The sequence below is a fragment of the Fibrella aestuarina BUZ 2 genome, from assembly GCF_000331105.1.
Classification (GTDB): Bacteria; Bacteroidota; Bacteroidia; order Cytophagales; family Spirosomataceae; genus Fibrella; species Fibrella aestuarina.
Genome location: NC_020054.1, coordinates 3,943,477 through 3,962,496 on the forward strand (window position 1 = coordinate 3,943,477; position 19,020 = coordinate 3,962,496).

Below are 19,020 nucleotides of genomic sequence, written 5' to 3' on the forward strand. Positions count from 1 at the left end.
TTTTTTAGGCTAACTGCTTCTGTAGTAATCCATTAGCGTTCCACGTGGATATGCTGTGGATAGCGAGTGGAAAACTGGCCAGCCTTTAGTTATATAATTTATATTATGTTAAGTTAAAACAGCAAAAATAAGAGAGGGTGTTTCCCCTCCCTTATTCACCGATTATTTGGTCGGCTCAACGCAGGCGATGTTCTTGCCTTCGAATTGCTTCAGAATCGTTTCCAACTGCTCCAGCGTGCTCAGCAGTTGTGGATCGTCGGCCTTGATCGACTTCGCCTTCGTGAAGTAGGGTAACGCCTGCTTGAACTTACCGCAAACCCGGCCTTCGACTTCTTTTCCGTTCTTGCTGTAGTCGCTCATGCTCATGTTATCAACCTCCCGCTTCATCACAACGGCTTCATTGAAGTAGGCAACGCCCATGTTGAAGTTACCTTCATAGTTATTTGGGTCAGCAGCAAGCGCTTTCTCGTAATACTGACGGGCCATTTTCTTAGCCTCATCCGTCTCGGCGTTCAATTTGGCCGCTTTAGAAGCCAGAGCAGCCCCGTCAACGCCTTTGCCTGCTTCCGCCTTCACCTGCTGATCCAGCTCGGCAATTTTGGTTTTCTGCTCAGCAATTTTGCCTTGCACATCGGCCAGCTGACGCTTCAGATCGGCATTTTTTGGCTGCTTCTTGATCGCCGCTGCCAAACGTACCACCTCGCTGTTGAACGTCTCCAGTACGGCTTTCTCGTCAGCCAGCTTTTTCGTGAGCTGCCCTCCGCGCTTCGCTTCGTCCGTTGCCTTTTTGGCATCCGTTTCCAGCGTGTTCGCCTTGTTATCATACATGATTCCAAGGTTCACGGCCGTTTGTGCGTCGTTCGGGTTTTTATCATACACCTCCTTCATGCTGGCGATGGCGTCGTCGAGGCGGCCATTCTGCTGCATGATGCTTACGCGGGTAGTGCTCAGGTCCCGGTTGCCAGGGAACACTTTCAGCGCCCGATCCAACGTAGCCAGCGCCTTGTCGGTTTCTTTGTCGGTGCTGTACATCGACGCCAGCATGGCCCAGATCGTCGCGTCTTTACCGCCGTTGCTGGTGTATTTCTCAAACTGCTCCTTCGTCAGAGCCGTATACTTCGGCTTGTCAGCCCCCTCCCCTTTCTGGCTAATCGCCTGCTGCGCGCTGATACCTGCGTACAACGGAGCGGCCGTATCTTTCGGGTTAATCTGGCTTGCCATACCTAAGGCGCTGATCGCCGCGTCGTAGTTCTTCGCCTGGTACCGACGAACGCCCTGGTTCATCATGGCCGAGTACATCATCTGACCGCTCAAGGCGTCGTTGATCTCTTTGGTGATCTTGCTGTTCGGCTCGACCTCCAGCGCTTTCTTATACGACTCGTAAGCTGTCATAGCCGCGTTCGAATCCAGCGCAACCACCTTAGGATCATTTGATACCGCAATCGCCTCGTAAATCTGCGCACGAGCCTGCCAAGTTTTGGCTTTCGTACTCAGTTTGGCTTCGGTGACGTTATTATCGATTTCAGCTTTCGCTTTGTCGAGTGCACCCTGTTCTTTCAACAGGATCGCTTTGTTCTGCGCTACAGCCGAAAAAGACAGCACAGTTGCCGCCGACAGGGCCAATAGGTGCTTCATGGGTTGTTCCATGTAGGTTTTCACTTGGTTTTGTTCAACAATGGACACGAATTTACGCAATTCTACGCTTATAGACAGAAAACCGAGTCGCCGGTTTATTTACCCAACAACTCGGTTTTCTATACACACCCTGTAAAACAGGCCAATTACTCCGTAACGCCGGGCAAATCGGTGGCGGTTGGCGTTTCACCATCCACGGCAAGCGGGCCGCCGGCATCAGCGCCGGCCGTGTCGATAACCTCTTCTTCCTGCGTTACCGTGGTTACCGATGAAATGGCATCGCCATCACGAATCGAGATGACCCGCACGCCCTGGGTGTTGCGCCCGATGACGCTGATGTTCCGAACCGGCGTACGCAACAGCACGCCTGACCGGTTGATGACGATCAGATCGTCGGAATCGGAGGCTTCCAGAATCCCGACCAGCGCACCCACTTTTTCGGTCACTTTCAACGTACCCACGCCTTTAGCACCCCGGTTGGTTACCCGATACTCGTCGATGGGTGAACGCTTGCCGTAGCCGTTTTCCGAGAGCACCAGCAATTGGGCATCAGGTCGGCCAATGCAGACCATACCCACCGCGCGGTCGTCGGCTACCTCCTCGTCGAGCGTAATGCCTTTTACCCCGGCTGCCGTACGGCCCATAGGACGTACCCGGCTTTCGTGGAAACGAACCGCTTTGCCGGCCCGCGACGCAATCACCAGGTCATTATCGCCGTTGGTCATCACCACGTCGAGCAGGCGATCGCCTTCTTCGATGGTGATGGCGATAATCCCCGTACGACGCACATTCGAGAACGCTTCCAGCAAGGTTTTCTTGATGGTGCCCTGCTCGGTGCACATCACGATAAAGTTGTTCTTGACGTAGTCGGGATCGTCGAGGTCTTTTACGTTGATGACGGCGCGGACTTTATCGTCGCTGTCGATCTGAATGTAGTTAGGTAGCGGCTTGCCCTTGGCATCCCGACTTCCCTCCTGCAATTTGTACACCGGCAGCCAGTACAACCGCCCTTTCTGCGTGAAGATCAGCAGGGTGTTGTGCATGGTGGCCGAATAGATATGCTCGGTGAAGTCGCCGTCTTTAGACGTTGCTCCTTTTGACCCGGTGCCGCCCCGCCCCTGCCTCCGGTATTCGGTCAGCGGGGTCCGTTTGATATAGCCTTCGTGCGAGATCGTGATGATCATTTCCTCATCGTCGATCAGCGACAGATCGTCGAGGTCGCCGTCGCCCAGCGCATTGATCTGGGTACGTCGGGGATCGCCGTAGCGGTCTTTCACGTCGAGCAGCTCGGCCTTGATGATACCGCGCTTACGATCGTCGCTCGCCAGGATTTCCTTGTAATCGGCGATGTCGCGCATCAGTTCGTCATACTCACCCTGGATCTTATCGCGCTCCAGGCCCGTCAGGCGTTGCAGACGCATTTCCAGAATGGCTTTCGCCTGCACCTCACTCAGCTCGAAGGTCGACATCAGGCCATTTTTGGCCACCTCGGCATCGCGCGACGACCGGATCAGTTCAATGACCTGATCGATGTGATCGAGGGCAATGAGCAGACCGGCCAGAATGTGGGCGCGTTTCTCGGCTTCACGGAGTTCGTACTGGGTACGTCGGGTCACCACCTCAAACCGATGCTCTACGTAGTAGCGCATCATGTCTTTGAGGTTCAGGATCATGGGCCGCCCTTTGACGAGGGCCACGTTGTTGATACTGAACGACGATTGCAGCGAAGTATGCTTATAGAGATTGTTCAACACCACGCTGGCGTTGGCATCCCGCTTGATGTCGTACACCACCCGCATGCCGTCGCGGTCCGACTCATCCCGGAACGCCGAGATCCCCTCGATCTTTTTCTCGTTGATCAGATCGGCGGTTTTCTCCAACATCACGGCTTTGTTGATCATGTACGGAATCTCCGTAACGATGATCTGCGTTTTGCCGCGGTTTTCCTCGATTGTCGCGTTGGCCCGAATAACCACCCGACCCCGGCCTGTATGAAAGGCCGAATGCACGCCGCTCACCCCAAAGATGGTACCGCCCGTGGGGAAGTCGGGGGCCAGCACGTATTTGGTCAGTTCGTCGATCGTAATCTCCGGGTTATCCAGGAAGGCTACCAGCCCGTTGACCACCTCCGAGAGGTTGTGCGGGGCCATGTTGGTCGCCATACCCACGGCAATCCCCGACGAGCCATTGAGCAGCAGGTTGGGCAATTTGGCCGGCATCACGGTTGGCTCTTCGAGCGAATCGTCGAAGTTGGGCTGAAAATCAACCGTTTCTTTATAGATGTCGCCCAGCATCTCCTCGGCAATTCGCTTCAGACGGGCCTCGGTATACCGCATGGCGGCGGGTGAGTCCCCATCGACGGAGCCGAAGTTTCCCTGCCCATCCACCATGGGGTAACGCAGCGACCAGTCCTGCGCCATCCGAACCATGGTATCATACACCGATGCGTCGCCGTGGGGGTGGTATTTACCCAACACCTCCCCGACGATACGGGCTGATTTTTTATGCGGTTTGTTGTAGTTCACGCCCAGTTCGGCCATACCAAAAAGCACGCGACGGTGCACGGGCTTGAGGCCGTCGCGCACGTCGGGCAGGGCCCGGGCAATAATCACCGACATAGAATAGTCGATGTAGGCACCGCGCATTTCGTCTTCGATATTGATCGGGACGATGTTGCTGGGGGTCTCCATTTCGGGAGTTTGTTCTGCCATAAACGGAAGGGGGATTTCGCGAAAATTTGCAATTTCTGCCGTTGCCTACGGTAGGCGAACGACTATAGACAAATATACAATTTTTTCGTCGGAAACGGAAATAATCGTTACAATAACGCGCACGAGGGCTTATCAGGCGGTTATCGGCGCTTCGGCGCAGGCCCTTCCCTCCTACCGCCCCCTGCCGGTTATGTTCTTTCCGAAATACAATTCGTCGTGAGTTGAAACAGCCCCGCTTTTTGGCTGCCGACACCGCCCGATGATGTGAATTAGTCAGGTGGCCAACGCAACCCTTACCCCTATACGCACCACGGAGCCATCGAGCAGAAAAGCGGTGATACTCAGGCTTTAATTCGGGGGTCGAACAGGAAGGGTTCGGTGCGGAGCAACGTGATGCGGGCAAAGTCGGGATGAGCCGGATTGAGCAGGTAGTTCCACTCCTGCGGCACGATAACCGACGGCACGCGCAACACGGCGGTTTGACCCGTCGTGAGCCAGCGTTCGCCCAGCTGCTGGCACACATCAAAATTCTGGTAGTCGGCCCAGTTGGCAGGCAGGTCGGCGGGGGTAACGGTTTGGCTGGGTACATTGTCCGGTACGTGGATGACCATCACCCGGAAAAGCGCCTGCAGGCCTTCGCCGCTCCGGTGCACGACGTTTTCGAGGCAGGCCAACGCCCGGCTCCCGGCCGTGTAGATAACAAAGCGACCCCGCGCATTCCACCGGGCCACCCCGCCCGACGCCACCAGCCGATCGGCATACACAGCGCGGGTGATTCGATACACCTCCAAAGTCGTTTGATGTTTATTGTTTCCCGTCTGACGTCGGGTCATTTTCAGGTGGTCAATAACCTCAACCCCGAAACGACAAACGTCAAACTAACCGATCAAGCCAGATCGCCGTAATCGATGCGGATGAGTTCGTCCATAATCAGGTCGATACCGCCCGACGTATGCAACAGCGAGAAAGGCACCTGATCGCCTAGCCCGAAAGCGGGTTTATCCATCCACCGGCGAAAGGCATCGAGTGAACCAAAGACCTCGGTACCCCGCGCAAACAGCGCCTGAATTTTCAGGACCTTCTCGCTATCCTGCGGGTTGAGTTTCCGGTGTTCCCGCTCGTAGCGCTGAAACGTTTTCAACGAGGTATCGAACACCTCAGCCAATTGCTCCCGACGATACCCCGTCTGATCGGCCACGTCGAAAAACAACAGGGCCGGTACGCCCCGCAGTGCGGCCAATACCAGTCGATTTCGATCCTGAACCATAGTGCGTTTTTGTTTAGCCGAACAAAGATAGACAATTGTCTGACTAACCAAGAAATTTGTCTATATGTTCCTCCGATCGCTAAGCCAGCAGCACCAGTCTGGACTCAGGCAACTTACTTTATCACCTTGACGACGATAAACGACACGTAACCACCACCTTATATGCTCCCACAACGCTATCTGATCCTTGGGCTAGGCGCGCTGACGATCGGCTACCAGCCTAAACAGGCAACCGATCCGTCGGCTACCTTCCAGTCGATCCCATTGGCTGTCAACGAGGCCCCCCCGCGAACCTAACGGCCCGCACTCAACTTCGCCATGTACGCGCAAGTCAGTCGGCCGGTTCGTAGTGAGCGCGATCACGAGGCCCGGCAACGCCTGATTCACCAGCTAAAAGGGCAACTCGCAACCGAATCGCCACTGCTCGTTCCGCTCAATGAGCCGCAGCCACCCCGTTCGCTCGCCGCCGCCGACCGGATCTACCGCCAGTTTGTACTCACTCACCGCAACAGCCTTGTCCTTCCGCTGTTTCAGCAACGCCACGCCCGCTCGCTCCTGATCGATTACGGAATGCTGCATACCCAAAACTGGTCGGCCATCGCGTATTACACCGATCAGCTGGTAAGGGGCCAATCCCTCGACTACCCGCTCATCACCAGGGCGTTGGTAAGGCTGAAAGGGCATTTGCCAGCCGGTGCGTACAGCGCTTTGTTGCGGCGGGCCACCACCGTCGCCGAGGCGGAGTGGCACCGACAGCAACAACACATCGACCTGCTTGATCAGCAATTGGCCAAGGTGCCCACGTCGCGCGGGCAGGCAGTAACCCGAACGCTGCTACAGCGGGGCATCGCTCACCTCCGCGCCGATTGCATTGGGCCGGAGGTAGCTACCCTCCATCGGTTGGCCAAATCAGCCTGACCAGCCTACCCACAAAAAAAGCATCCGCCGGCGGATGCTTTTTTTGTGGGTACGACTAGAGCGCGCCTAGGCAACCAGTTCAATCAGGCTGTCTTGCTGCAACACGGCCCGTTGGCGCTCACGCAGGTCGTCGGACGCTTTCATGAGCGGCAGCCGCACATCGGAGCCAATGATACCGAGCGTATCGAGAATCCCTTTGATACCGACGGGGTTGCCTTCTTCGTAAAGCAGCGGGTCGATGCGCAGGAAATGATTCAGTTCGCGGCGGGCGGTCTGGAAATCGCCGTGCAGCGCGGCGTCGATCATCCCGGAGAACCGGGCCGGGAAGGCGTTGGCAATCACCGACATAACCCCTACCCCACCGATGCTAATGATGGGCACGCCCTGCACGTCGTCGCCCGAAATGAGCAGAAAATCCTCGGGCGCGTCGCGCGCAATTTCCATGCACTGTTCAATGATGCAGGAGGCTTCTTTCACGCCAATGATGTTGGGATGCTGCGCCAACTCAACCACCGTTTCCGGTGACATGTTGATGCCCGTCCGCGGCGGAATGTTATACAGAATGACTGGTACCGGCGAGGCATCGGCTATGCGGGTGAAGTGTTCGATCACGCCCCGGCGACCGGGTTTATTGTAATACGGACAAACCGACAGGATGGCGTCGACGCCATCGAAATCAATGTCGTTCATACCCGCGACCACATCGGCCGTCACGTTGCCGCCGACGCCATAGACGATGGGCAGGTTGCGCGGGTTGTTTTCGTTCAGGTACGTTAGCAGTTGTTTTTTCTCGGCCTTCGACACCGTCGGTGACTCACCGGTGGTGCCTTGCAGCACAAAGTAGCGCACGCCTCCCTCCGAAACGTGATTGATGACCCGACCAAATCCCTCGAAATCGATCGAATGGTCGGCGTTGAACGGGGTGACAATGGCGACACCCACACCGTGGAACTGCGTGTACATGAGCAGAGAAAGGTCAAATTGACGACTGCAAAGATAGTCAGTTGTCCTTGATGGTCAGTAGTTGTTTTTTACAATGACAGCCTAATACCGATACGTCGCCCCTTTGAAGTCGAACAGCACCTGCTGACGGCCATCGGCTTTCTTGAGCAGGACCTTGTTGGGCTCGTGCTGATCCACCCGCTGCCAATAGGTCGCCGTTTTGGGCAGGTAGAAATTGACCAGCTGCGCGTCGATGATGGGGTAAAACGACGGACTGACCGTATAATCGGCATCGTCGCCTTTATACGACGGATACACGATGGTATCGCCCGCCACGTATTGCCGCTCAATCGTCTGTGCAATCGAGCGGTATGGGTTGGCGATGCGCGGGTTGGCATACAGCAGGTAACGCGGCGATCGGTCTTCCCAGACGTGCCGAATCGTGTTGGCTACAAACCCCAGCTGGCACAGCAGCAGCACGGCCATCGGGTACTTTACCCAGGCTGGGTACGTCCAGAGGGCGCGCAGGGCTAGTGCCACCAGCACCAGCGCGAACGCCATGCTGTAGCCCACGTATTTGTGCTGAATGCGGAAGGTATTCTGATCCTGCACGGCGTAAACGAGCAGAAACGCCAGCGGTACCATCCCCAGCAGCCACATCGCCCAGTAGGCCCGCCGCCGCTCGCCGCGTTGACGCATGGTGTCGTCGATCAGCACAGCCAGCAGCAACAGCCCCGCCGTAAAGCAGGTGAATTGCAACCGCGTTTTGGAATAGAGCAGCCCCGCCACGACCAGCACCCCCAGAATAGCGCCCTGCTTGATGCGTTCGGACCGGACAAACCGGTAGATACCCAGGATGCCAACCGTAGCCGCCGCCAGGATGAGCCAGTTTCGTTTACCCTCCAGCACGTCGAAGAAGCCATTGATGGGCAAGAAGTGGTTGATGGCGATGGGCACCAACTGAATAATCGCGTTGAACGGCGTGGTGGGGGCCAGATAACCCACCTGCGGATTTTTAGCGGCCATCTCGTTGTAGACATTCTTACTGTCTTCAATGAACCGAAACGCGTATTGCCCGCCCCCGGCTTTCAACCACCAGAGCATCCCCAGCGTGGGAATAACCATCGCCAGGGCCAGCCCAACCCAGGTACGTAGGTTCCGTACGAACAGCAGCACAATGAGGCCGTGAAGCGCAAACAAGGTGAAGACCGAATAATGGCACATCAGGCACAGGAAGGCACACAGGCCATAGGCGACATAGAGCCCCACCGGTCGTTGGCGGGCCTCCTCCGCTTTCAGAATCCGAAAAAACAGGTACGTGGCCAGCAGGCAAAAGAAGAAGGTCATAGTGTAGGTACGTACCACCTGCGACCAGCCTACGTAGAGCGGCTCGATGGTGGCCAGCGCCGCCACGCCCAGCGCCAGATTGGGCGAGTTGAACACGGACCGCACAAACACGAAGATGAGCGGAATCAGCAGGACACTGAACAGCACCGACAAGGCCCGCAACGTACCATCGCCCACGCCAAACCAGTTGGTCCAGTAATGCAACAGCAGGGCGTGCGCCGCCGAACTGCCGTTGTCAATCCGGGCGCCGGCATCGTAAAAGTCAGCGATGCCTTTCTCCTTCCAGAACTCGGCCGGTGTAAAATACGGCTTGGCTTTGTTGAAGAAAACCTCGTGCTGGTTCGCGCCGCCCATCGGCACAAACTGACTGACGAAGAAGGAGTTCTTCTCGTCGCCGCCAATGCCGTGTGCGTCCAGATTAACGATGCGAATGGCAACGGCAACCGCACAAAGCAGAAAAAGAAACAGGTAGTGAAGGCGCATGAAATGGAGGTTGGAGGTTCAATGTCCAAAGTCCCACGTCCAAAGTTCAAGGTGGGCCGACGCAAGAGCAAACATGCCAGCCCACCTTGAACCTTGAACGTGGGACTTTGAACTCATTATCCCAGCATCGCGACGAATTCGTCTTCGCTGATCATGGGTACGTTTAGTTGTTGGGCTTTCTGCACTTTCGACGGACCGGCATTTTCACCCACGATGAGGTAATTGAGCTTTTTGGATACGCCGCTCAGCAGTTTACCGCCGTTGGCCGCAATGCGTTCTTCGAGGCTTTCGCGGCTGAAATTGGCAAACGTGCCGGTATACAGGAAGGTCTTGCCCGCCAGCGAGTCGCTCTCCTGCGCCACTTGTTTCTTTTCCGAGACGAACTGGAGGCCCGCTGCCCGCAGGCGGTCGATGTACTGGCGGTTTTCGGCGTCCTGAAACCAGGCGTAGGCACTCTCGGCAATCCGCGGGCCCACGTCGGGCACCCCCGCCAACGTATCGAGCGGAGCGGCCATCAGCGCATCCAGCGAGCCGAAATAGGCCACGAGGCGGTCGGCGGTGGTATTGCCCACGTACCGGATGCCCAGCGCAAACAGCACATTGGCAAACGACTGGCTTTTCGACCGCTCGATCGCCGACAGGATATTGTCGACGGTTTTCTGGCCGAATTTCACCGTGCGGGCCTTACCCGGCGTCTCCGAGCCATCATCATGAATCAACGGTGCCGCCGGATACGTCTTCTCCAGTCCCAGCAGTTTTTCGTTGGTCAGGTCGTACAGGTCGGCGGGGCTCTCAACCAGCCCTTTGTCGATCAACAGCTCAATTTTACCCTCGCCCAGGCTCTCGATGTTCATGGCCCGGCGCTGGATGAAATGCTCGAACCGCGCCTGCCGCTGCGGCGGGCAGTGTTTGTCGTTGGTGCAATAAAAGTGGGCCTCCCCTTCTTTCCGCACCAACGGCGTGCCGCAGGCGGGGCATTCGGTTGGGTACGTGATGGGCTGCACGGCGTCGGTACGTTGGCTGAGGTCGACGCCCGTTACTTTCGGAATGATCTCCCCGCCCTTTTCCACGAAGACCGTATCGCCCAGCATGACGCCCAACCGGGCAATCTCGTTGGCGTTGTGCAACGACGCCCGCTTGACTACCGTACCCGCCAGCAACACCGGCGACAGGTGCGCCACGGGCGTCACGGCCCCGGTGCGGCCCACCTGATAGCTTACGCTGTTGAGCGTGGTGCTGGCTCCGGCAGCCTTAAATTTATAAGCAATGGCCCAGCGTGGGCTTTTGGCGGTAAAGCCCAGCTCACGCTGCTGATCGTAGCGGTTTACCTTGATCACGATGCCATCGGTATTCAGGGGCAGCGTAAACCGCTGGGTATCCCACTTCTGAATGTAGGCCATCACGGCGTTGATGTCGGCGCATTTTTCCCAGGTTGGCGACACGTTGAAGCCCCACTCGGCCATGCGCACGAGGCTTTCTTCGTGGGTCTTGAACACCGCTTCGTCCGACAGAAACGAATAGAGGTAACAATCCAGCCGCCGTTTGGCTACGCTGCCCGAATCCTGCTGCTTGAACGTACCGGAGGCGGCGTTGCGCGGGTTGGCCAGCAGCGGCTCGCCAATGTCTTCCCGCTCCCGGTTGATGCGCTCAAATTCGGCCAGGGGCAGAAAGCCTTCGCCCCGCACTTCGAACAGGGACGGGATGGCAGGGGTTGGTTCCGCCGCGGGGGTGGCGGGGGGCGTCGACTCATCCGCAACACCGGCGGCGAAGCGCCCCGTCACCTTCAGGGGTAATGTGCGGATCGTGCGGATGTTGTTGGTAATGTCGTCGCCGCGAACGCCGTCGCCGCGGGTCGCGCCCTGCACTAGCACGCCATTTTCGTAGGTCATGCTGAGGGCCACCCCATCGAATTTCTGTTCGCAGATGTATTCGTAGGCCTCGCCGTTCAGGCCTTTCCGCACCCGGTTGTCGAATTCGATCAGGTCGGCTTCGGAATAGGTATTGCCCAGCGACAGCATCGGAAACCGGTGGTAAACCGTCGGGAATTCTTTGCTGATGGTACCGCCCACCCGCAGCGTAGGCGAGTCGGGTTGGCGCAGTTCGGGGTATTGGGCTTCGAGTTGCTGAAGTTCTTCGAGCAGCTTATCGAAGGTGAAATCATCAACGACCGAGCGGCTATGCTGGTAATATTGGTCGTTATAGTAATTGAGCCGATCGGTGAGTTCCTGGATACGCGTTTGTGCAGACATAAAAAGCAGAAGGCAAAGGACTTGGGGTCAGGCGATAAGCGCGCCGGACGGATTGGCGGGGTAGCCCCAGGCCCATTTACCCCGGCCCTAAGCCCAGCACGAAGATGGTAGGGTTTCGGCATTCGGGCAAAAAAACTTAGTTTTACTGGCTGGCTATGGGTTTTGTAAGCCCCAACTGGCCTGACACCCATTTGTATGAATTTTCCCATTGTGGCGCCGTCAATTCTGGCTGCCGACTTTGCCAATCTGCAACGCGACGTTGAGTTGATCAACCGCAGTGAGGCCGACTGGTTTCATATCGACGTGATGGACGGCGTCTTCGTGCCCAACATCTCGTTCGGCTTTCCGGTGATGGAGGCCGTTCGGCGGCACGCGACCAAACCCCTGGATGTTCACCTGATGATCGTGCAGCCCGAACGGTACATCGACGCCTTTGCCAAGGCCGGTGCCGCCGCCATTACAGTACACTATGAGGCCTGTACGCACCTCCACCGCACGCTCACCCAGATTCGGGAAGCCGGGTGCCGGGCTGGGGTGGCGCTCAACATGCAAACCCCGGTGGAGGCCCTCGCCGACCTGACCGACGCGTTCGATCAGGTGCTGATCATGACGATTAACCCCGGTTTTGGCGGGCAAAAACTGTTGCCGCTGTCGATTCCGAAAGTGCAGAAAATGCAGCGTCTGCTGGCAATGGCCCGCAGCAATGCGTTGATTGGGGTCGATGGGGGCATTGATGCCCGGACCATGGGGCCCGTACTGGACGCTGGTGCCCACTATTTTGTGGCAGGTACGTCGGTGTTTGGGGCCAAAGACCCCCTCGATGCCGTGCGCACACTGAAGCACCTCGCCCCCACCAAACCCCTTGCCTAACCGGCCACCCCCATTCGAACCGTAACGTATGAAGCAGTTGACGATAATGCTGGCATGTCTGCTAACCGGCCTCGGGTTTAGCTGTCGGCAGCCAGACCGCACCGAGACAGCAACCACTACCCCCGCGGCCACCCAGGCGGATAGCCTGACGGTCAGTGCCCCCACCCCCACGACCCATACCGCACCCGAATGGGCCAAAAACGCGACGATCTACGAGGTCAACGTGCGGCAGTTTTCCGAAAAAGGCGACCTGGCGGGTGTGGAAGTGCAACTGCCCCGCCTTAAGGAATTGGGCGTCGACATTGTCTGGCTCATGCCCATTTACCCAATCGGCAAGGAGAAACGAAAAGGCTCGCTCGGCAGCCCTTATTCCGTGGCGAGTTATACCGACGTCAACCCGGCTTACGGCACCCTCGACGACCTGAAACGGCTGGTGAAGCGGGCGCACGACCTCGGCCTGCGCGTTATCCTCGACTACGTACCCAACCACACGGCCTGGGACCACCCCTGGGTGAAGGCCCATCCCGACTGGTACACCCAGGTGAAGGGCAAAATGAGCTCGCCATTGGATGAAAACGGCAAACCCACCGGCTGGGACGACGTGGTCGATCTCAATTACGACAACCCCGCCATGCGCAAAGCCATGACCGACGCGATGACCTTCTGGGTTCGGGAAACCGACATCGACGGCTACCGCATGGATGTGGCCGGCCTGGTGCCCGCCACGTTCTGGCAGGAACTACGCCCCACACTCGACAAGATCAAGCCCGTTTTTATGCTGGCCGAAGCGGAGGCCGACACCAACTTGTTTCGGAACGGCTTCAACATGAACTATGCCTGGGCCATGCACGCCCTGCTGAAAGACATTGCCAAAGGCAAACGGCAGGCCCTGGCCATCGACTCGTTGCTGGCACAGCGCCGAAGCGTCTATCCGGCCTGGGCGTATCAGATGCAGTTCACCCAGAACCACGACGAAAACACCTGGAACGGCACCCTGTCTGAGTCGTTCGGAGCCGGGGCCAAAGCCTTTGTGGTCCTGACCAGCACATTCAACGGCATGCCTCTCGTGTATAACGGCGCGGAATCGGGCCTGAACAAGCGCCTGCAATTTTTCGAGAAAGATCCGATCATCTGGGGGAATTACCCCGAGGCCACGTTCTACAAATCACTGCTGACGCTCAAACACCGCAACCGCGCCCTCTGGAACGGCGAGGCCGGAGGCGACCTGATCAAGATTCCGACGGGGCGCGACGAGCAGGTGTATGCCTTCTTCCGGCAACGTGACATGGACCGGGTGGTGGTCCTGATTAACCTGAGCAGCCAGCCCCAGACCATCCGGCTCGGCGGCGAAGGCTACGATGGCCGGTATATCGAAATATTCAACCAACAGCCTTTTGAGTTGAAACCAAATATGAACTTGACCCTGAAACCCTGGGAGTACCGGGTTCTGACGAATTAACGCAGGTAGTCATTTATGGTCGTGAAGTGGTCCTATATCGTCTCGTTTCTGGTGCTGAGCGTAGCCACGGGTTACGCCCAAACCGTGCAGTGGGCGACACAGGTAACGGGATACTCAACCGAGCGGGTCAGCCGGTTCGGCGATCAGCAGTTTCGGGCCTCGCAGGCGCTGGGCAAACCCAACGTGCTGCCGCAGGTCGTCGAAAGCCCCTGCGCCTGGTCGCCCCTGGGCCCCGAAAGCCCCCAGGACGAGTGGATTAAGGTGTCAGTCGATCAAGTTAAACCCATTCGGCAGGTGCTCGTGGCCGAGTCGGCCAACCCGGGCGCGATCACGCAGGTGATCGTCTATGACGAGCAGGGTAAAGAGCGGGTCATCTTTTCGGAAGAAGAGGCCAACGCCCGGCTGGCCAACACGCCGGTCAACCCGCTGCTTCGCATTCAGGTCCCCGAAGGCGTGCTCACGGGCCGGGCGATTAAGGTGGTCATGAAACCCAGCCGGGTGAAAGGCATCAACCAGATCGATGCCATTGGCGTCAGCGACAGTCCGCAGCCCGTCACGGTGGGCATCCGGCTGGGCACCAATGCTCCCAAAGTACAGGAACGCGAAAACCTGGGGCCGGGTATCAACTCCCCCTCCGACGAGGTAGCTCCGGTGATTTCGCCCGACGGCAAAACGATCTATTTCACCCGTACCAACCACAAGGGCAACGTGGGCCGGCCCGATAAGCAGGATGTCTGGTTTTCGACCCTCAACCCCGACCGCACCTGGAGCGAGGCGCAGAACATCGGCAAGCCCATCAATACCGACAACAATAACGCCATCAACGGCATCTCGCCCGACGGCCGCACCTTATACCTGCTGAATGTGTACCGACCCGACGGCAGCCTGGAGTTTGGCATCTCCAAATCGACGCTGACCAAAACCGGCTGGACGTTTCCCCGCGAATGCCAGATCACGAACTACGCCATCCGCGACCCGACGAAAAACACCTTTCTGGAGCTGACCGTCTCACCCGACGGGCAGACGATGCTGCTGGCGCTGGAACGGAAAGATGCCATTGGGAAACGCGATCTCTACGTCTCGTTCCGGCAGGCCGACGTGACCTGGAGCGAGCCCAAATCGCTCGGTTCGGTGCTGAACACGGCCGACGAAGAAGCCGCACCCTTTCTGGCCATCGACAACCGGACGCTGTATTTCACCTCGCAGGGGCATCCCGGCTACGGCAACGGCGACATCTTCGTGACGCGCCGCCTCGACGACACCTGGACCAACTGGAGCGAGCCTGAAAACCTGGGGCTGGGCATCAATTCGCCCGAATGGGACGGCTATTTCAACGTACCTGCGTCGGGCGATTACGCCTACCTGAGCTCCCGGGCCAACTCGCTGGGCGAACATGATCTGTTCCGGCTGAAACTGGTTCCCGGCCTGCGGCCCGAGCCCGTGGCCATGATTACCGGGCAGGTGCTCGACCTGATCAGCAAAAAGCCGGTCGCCACGGAGGTCGTCTCGGAACTGCTCGACAGCACCAGCCTCACCAAGGTGGATTATGACCCCGAAACGGGCGAGTACAAACTGTTTCTGCCCATTCAGAAAGCCTACAAACTGACCGCCCGCAAAGACGGCTATTTCCCCATCAGTGAGCTGATCGACTTGAGCCGCGACAAACGGTTCCGCGATATCAAACGCAACCTGTACGTGCTGCCCATTCAGGTAGGCTCCAAAACGGTGCTGCGGGGTATTCTCTTCGCCCAGAGCCAGTCGGAACTGCTGGCTGGCTCCGAAACCGAACTCGACGCCCTCACGGACTTGCTCAGGCAGCACCCGACGATGGACATTCTGGTGGAAGGGCATACCGACAATCAGGGCGAATGGGAGCCTAACATGAAGCTCTCGGAAGACCGGGTGAAGCGGGTAAAGCAGTACCTGATCGACAAAGGCATCGACCAGGCACGCATCCAGACCAAGGCCTGGGGACCCAGCAAACCCATCGCCAGTAACGAGACCGAAGAGAAACGGAAACTAAACCGGCGGGTAGAATTCACCATTCTCAAACTGTGAAGCTGCCCGTTTCGGCTTACTTTTGTCGACCACTTTCTTCGGTCGAGTTCGTTTAACTGCCTCTGGGGCGGGCAACGGCTCCTGTCACCCAGTCGATTATGACCAGTTCTCCTGTTGTCACGCCTACCCCACCGCCATCGGTTCCGAGTCAGCTGCCAGCAAAACTATATGCCCTTATTTTTAGCCTGCTGCCCATTGCGGCCCTCACTTGGGTGTGGTCGCTCTGGTCGATCAACGTACCCAAGTGGGACGATCACACGCTGAAAGCACTGTTGCTGGGGATGGAAAAAGCCACTTCCCTGCCCGAGGCGATCCAGCACATCATCAAGCAGCACAACGAACACCGCATCGCCTACGACCGGGTGATCGCCTGGCTCGACTACAGCCTGTTTGGCAAGCTGAGCTACACCCGCCTGATGGCCTATGGCGACCTGAGCCTGCTGGCGCTGGTGGCCCTCTTCGGGGTATATCTGGCGCGCTATACCCAACGCTGGTATCTGTTTCTGCCGCCGGTGGTGCTGTTCATCATCAACCTGGCCAACTGGGAGAACCTCTTCTGGGCCATGTCGGCGGTGCAGAACTTTGCCATCGTTATCTGGTCGATGTGGGCGTTCTACACGCTGAGTCACCGCCCCTCGCCCTGGCTGGCCATCGGCCTCGCGGCGGTAGCCACGCTCATCAGCGGCAACGGCATTCTGCTTTGGCCCGTGGGTGCGGCCATGCTGTTTGTGCAGCACCGCCACAAGCATATGGTTATCTGGCTGGGGGCCGGGGCACTGGTGCTGTTTCTGTACTTCTTCGATTACGTGCAGCCGAGCGTGGCCCCGTCGAAGCACGACGACTGGCTGAAAATCGGTTCGGGGTTGCTGGCCTTTCTGGGCGCCGCCGCCGATGCCCTGCCCTTCTACAACACCTACTGGCTGTCGGCCGGGCTGGGTACGTTGCTGGTTGGCTTCTGGCTCTACGTGTTCGTGAAAGTCCTCCCCGATTTCCGTAAGCCGGCGGGCTGGTCGGCCCGCGATACGTTTGCGGCGGGGGCGGTTGCCTTCGCGTTCGGTACGGCGGCGGTGGTCGTCTGGAACCGCGTAGGCTGGGGCGAGTCCGCCATTATCACGAGCCGGTACCGTATCTACTCCTTAACACTGTTAGCTTTAACGTATTGTTACTGGCTGTCAGCTTTTTATAAAAAGAGCACGTGGCAGGCCGCTTTGGGTGGTTTGGTGGTGGCGGGCGCCTTCTGGTGGTCGGCTTTTATCATGAATCAGCACGATGCGTATGTGTTGCGCCGCTTCTTTGTGACGAGTCAGTTCAACTGGACGTACCGCTCGCCGGGGCCGGTGTCGAATATGGACTCGGTCACGAGCCGCCTCATCGACAACGCCCCGGCGTTCTACGATTCGGCCCTGTCCACGATCTATGGGCCGGCGACGGGTCCGCTTTTCCCCATCGACTCAGTCTTCCGTAACCCCGACAACTACCTCATTCAGGTGAGCGCGGCGGGGCTCGAATCGGCGGGGGTACCCTCCCTGCGGCACCCCGATCAGGGCGTCTGGATTCAGATGCATTCACCCAAACGGACGTACCTGATCAATACCATGCCGCTCCGGCGGCGAAACTGGCGGGTGCCGCTTGGTCTGCTGCCCATCTACAATGTACGCGAGCCGTTTATCGTGCCGATTCCCCTGACGGAGCTCGACGCCGATACGTACTCGATCAACGCGCTCGTGGTTGCCGCCGATGGCAGCACCCAGTTGCGGCCCACGCAGAAGACACTCACCGTGCTTCCCTACACCCTCAAAGAACCCGTCAAAAACTGGTAATTCATGTCAATCACTACGCCCTTCTCTGACTCAGGCCATTCAACCAAGGCCCCACAGGCCAAAGCGCACTCGTTGAATCACCTGATTCAGTTAGATGGGGTTCGCTTCCTGGCGGTGGCGCTGGTGCTCTTCGACCACTGGATGGCCGAGCGCGTGTTTCTGCCGCTGGGTTCGTTGGGCGTTACCATCTTTTTTGTGCTCAGTGGCTTTCTGATTTCGCGTATCCTGCTGGCGGGTAAAGACAAACTCACGGCCAACCAGCCCGACACGCCCGCCCGCCGGTCGGGCGCCAGCGGCTATTTCAAGACCTTCTACGCCCGCCGGACCATCCGGATTTTCCCCATCTACTACATCACGCTCATCGTGCTGTTTCTGCTGAACGAAAAGCCGGTGCGCGACACCTTTGGCTGGCTGGCCCTCTACGCGAGCAACCTCTACATCGCCACCAAAGCTACCTGGATGGGTACCGTCGATCACCTCTGGTCGCTGGCGGTGGAAGAACAGGTGTACCTGTTTATGCCCTTGCTGCTGTTTCTGCTGCCCAAACGCTGGGTGCCGCTCACGGCGCTGCTGATGCTGGTGGGGAGCGTAGCCCTGCGTTATGCGCTGATGGTGCTGGGCAAACCCTGGTTTATTGGGTACGTGTCGATGCCCACCTGCCTCGACGCCTTCGGGCTGGGGCTGCTGCTGGCTTACCTGTGGCTCTATCAGCGCGACCGTTTCGACAAACTCTTCAGTTCCTCGATCGGAGTGTGGGTCGGCATCGCCCTGTTTGCCGCCTGCATTGCGGGGCAGCGCTGGCTCACCGCCGCCACCGGCGCCACCGACCCCCACAACGTCTTTAGCCACGTTTGGGAACGGCTGGCGGGCTCCCTGCTCGGGTTTTTTCTCATCGGGCGGGCGATCGTTGGCTTCGGTGGCCCCATGAAATGGTTGCTGCTGCACCCGGTGAGTCAGTATCTGGGGCAGATCAGCTACGGCATCTACCTCTTTCATAACTTTGTTTACAACGTGTACCACACGCCCGCCACGCACTTCGTTCCGCGGTTGTGGCGAAAGCTGGTGAGCTGGTTTCCGTTTCTCGATGCGACCTACGCTTTCCAGTTTGCTTATTTTGCGACCATTACCATCCTGCTGGCAACCGTCTCCTGGTACCTGATCGAGAAGCCAGTGAACCGGCTGAAAGACCGATTTGCGTATTAATTCGCCGGGGCCAAGTCACCTTTGGCAGCTCGGGGCGATAAATAAGCCCAAACAATAA

General features: G+C 58.0%; 14 protein-coding genes. 7 read left to right on the forward strand and 7 right to left on the reverse strand.

Annotated features, from left to right (window positions below; translation table 11 throughout):
* Positions 1 to 162: 162 nt before the first annotated feature.
* The 4 genes from FAES_RS15985 to FAES_RS16000 form a co-directional block, all read right to left on the reverse strand.
* Positions 163 to 1,635: a tetratricopeptide repeat protein gene (locus FAES_RS15985; RefSeq protein WP_041259050.1), complete on the reverse strand. Its 1,473-nt coding sequence runs from the start codon at positions 1,633 to 1,635 to the stop codon at positions 163 to 165.
* Between the two features lie 146 nt (positions 1,636 to 1,781).
* Positions 1,782 to 4,346, reverse strand: a complete 2,565-nt coding sequence (gene gyrA, locus FAES_RS15990) for a DNA gyrase subunit A (RefSeq protein ID WP_015332279.1) — start codon at positions 4,344 to 4,346, stop codon at positions 1,782 to 1,784.
* A gap of 341 nt (positions 4,347 to 4,687) precedes the next feature.
* Positions 4,688 to 5,131 (reverse strand): RES family NAD+ phosphorylase, encoded by a 444-nt coding sequence (locus FAES_RS15995; RefSeq protein WP_229364569.1) that lies wholly within the window; start codon positions 5,129 to 5,131, stop codon positions 4,688 to 4,690.
* 101 nt (positions 5,132 to 5,232) lie between these two features.
* The gene (locus FAES_RS16000; protein ID WP_015332281.1) at positions 5,233 to 5,613 is read right to left on the reverse strand and encodes an Xre family toxin-antitoxin system antitoxin; all 381 of its coding nucleotides are present in this window, start codon (positions 5,611 to 5,613) and stop codon (positions 5,233 to 5,235) included.
* Positions 5,614 to 5,775: 162 nt separating this feature from the next.
* On the opposite strand from FAES_RS16000, the gene FAES_RS30735 reads away from it, so the two are divergent.
* Complete coding sequence (locus FAES_RS30735) at positions 5,776 to 5,910, forward strand: hypothetical protein (protein ID WP_015332282.1); 135 nt, start codon at positions 5,776 to 5,778, stop codon at positions 5,908 to 5,910.
* A 21-nt stretch (positions 5,911 to 5,931) separates the two neighbouring features.
* Positions 5,932 to 6,531, forward strand: coding sequence for a hypothetical protein (locus FAES_RS16005; protein WP_015332283.1), 600 nt, complete (start codon positions 5,932 to 5,934; stop codon positions 6,529 to 6,531).
* A gap of 66 nt (positions 6,532 to 6,597) precedes the next feature.
* On the opposite strand, the gene dapA is transcribed toward FAES_RS16005, so the two are convergent.
* From dapA to ligA, 3 genes are all read right to left on the reverse strand, one after another.
* Positions 6,598 to 7,494: a 4-hydroxy-tetrahydrodipicolinate synthase gene (dapA, locus tag FAES_RS16010; RefSeq protein WP_015332284.1), complete on the reverse strand. Its 897-nt coding sequence runs from the start codon at positions 7,492 to 7,494 to the stop codon at positions 6,598 to 6,600.
* An 81-nt stretch (positions 7,495 to 7,575) separates the two neighbouring features.
* The gene (locus tag FAES_RS16015; protein ID WP_015332285.1) at positions 7,576 to 9,303 is read right to left on the reverse strand and encodes a glycosyltransferase family 39 protein; all 1,728 of its coding nucleotides are present in this window, start codon (positions 9,301 to 9,303) and stop codon (positions 7,576 to 7,578) included.
* Between the two features lie 116 nt (positions 9,304 to 9,419).
* Positions 9,420 to 11,552 (reverse strand): NAD-dependent DNA ligase LigA, encoded by a 2,133-nt coding sequence (gene ligA, locus FAES_RS16020; RefSeq protein ID WP_015332286.1) that lies wholly within the window; start codon positions 11,550 to 11,552, stop codon positions 9,420 to 9,422.
* 195 nt (positions 11,553 to 11,747) lie between these two features.
* Here ligA and rpe point away from each other — a divergent pair, with 195 nt between their 5' ends.
* The 5 genes from rpe (at position 11,748) to FAES_RS16045 (ending at position 18,962) form a co-directional block, all read left to right on the forward strand.
* Positions 11,748 to 12,422: a ribulose-phosphate 3-epimerase gene (gene rpe, locus FAES_RS16025; RefSeq protein ID WP_015332287.1), complete on the forward strand. Its 675-nt coding sequence runs from the start codon at positions 11,748 to 11,750 to the stop codon at positions 12,420 to 12,422.
* A 28-nt stretch (positions 12,423 to 12,450) separates the two neighbouring features.
* Complete coding sequence (locus FAES_RS16030; RefSeq protein WP_015332288.1) at positions 12,451 to 13,881, forward strand: alpha-amylase family glycosyl hydrolase; 1,431 nt, start codon at positions 12,451 to 12,453, stop codon at positions 13,879 to 13,881.
* 15 nt (positions 13,882 to 13,896) lie between these two features.
* A complete protein-coding gene (locus FAES_RS16035) occupies positions 13,897 to 15,939 on the forward strand; it encodes an OmpA family protein (RefSeq protein ID WP_015332289.1) in 2,043 nt (680 codons plus the stop codon).
* A gap of 98 nt (positions 15,940 to 16,037) precedes the next feature.
* A complete protein-coding gene (locus tag FAES_RS16040; RefSeq protein WP_015332290.1) occupies positions 16,038 to 17,759 on the forward strand; it encodes a hypothetical protein in 1,722 nt (573 codons plus the stop codon).
* 3 nt (positions 17,760 to 17,762) lie between these two features.
* Entirely contained in the window at positions 17,763 to 18,962 is a 1,200-nt protein-coding gene (locus tag FAES_RS16045) for an acyltransferase family protein (RefSeq protein ID WP_015332291.1), read from the forward strand.
* Positions 18,963 to 19,020 lie beyond the last annotated feature (58 nt).

Bases quoted from the DNA above. Each gene is read 5' to 3' on its own strand.
- FAES_RS15985 (WP_041259050.1), bottom strand. From the start codon at position 1,635: ATGAAGCACCTATTGGCCCTGTCGGCGGCAACTGTGCTGTCTTTTTCG.
- gyrA (WP_015332279.1), bottom strand. From the start codon at position 4,346: ATGGCAGAACAAACTCCCGAAATGGAGACCCCCAGCAACATCGTCCCG.
- FAES_RS16000 (WP_015332281.1), bottom strand. From the start codon at position 5,613: ATGGTTCAGGATCGAAATCGACTGGTATTGGCCGCACTGCGGGGCGTA.
- FAES_RS30735 (WP_015332282.1), top strand. From the start codon at position 5,776: ATGCTCCCACAACGCTATCTGATCCTTGGGCTAGGCGCGCTGACGATC.
- FAES_RS16005 (WP_015332283.1), top strand. From the start codon at position 5,932: ATGTACGCGCAAGTCAGTCGGCCGGTTCGTAGTGAGCGCGATCACGAG.
- dapA (WP_015332284.1), bottom strand. From the start codon at position 7,494: ATGTACACGCAGTTCCACGGTGTGGGTGTCGCCATTGTCACCCCGTTC.
- FAES_RS16015 (WP_015332285.1), bottom strand. From the start codon at position 9,303: ATGCGCCTTCACTACCTGTTTCTTTTTCTGCTTTGTGCGGTTGCCGTT.
- ligA (WP_015332286.1), bottom strand. From the start codon at position 11,552: ATGTCTGCACAAACGCGTATCCAGGAACTCACCGATCGGCTCAATTAC.
- rpe (WP_015332287.1), top strand. From the start codon at position 11,748: ATGAATTTTCCCATTGTGGCGCCGTCAATTCTGGCTGCCGACTTTGCC.
- FAES_RS16030 (WP_015332288.1), top strand. From the start codon at position 12,451: ATGAAGCAGTTGACGATAATGCTGGCATGTCTGCTAACCGGCCTCGGG.
- FAES_RS16035 (WP_015332289.1), top strand. From the start codon at position 13,897: ATGGTCGTGAAGTGGTCCTATATCGTCTCGTTTCTGGTGCTGAGCGTA.
- FAES_RS16040 (WP_015332290.1), top strand. From the start codon at position 16,038: ATGACCAGTTCTCCTGTTGTCACGCCTACCCCACCGCCATCGGTTCCG.
- FAES_RS16045 (WP_015332291.1), top strand. From the start codon at position 17,763: ATGTCAATCACTACGCCCTTCTCTGACTCAGGCCATTCAACCAAGGCC.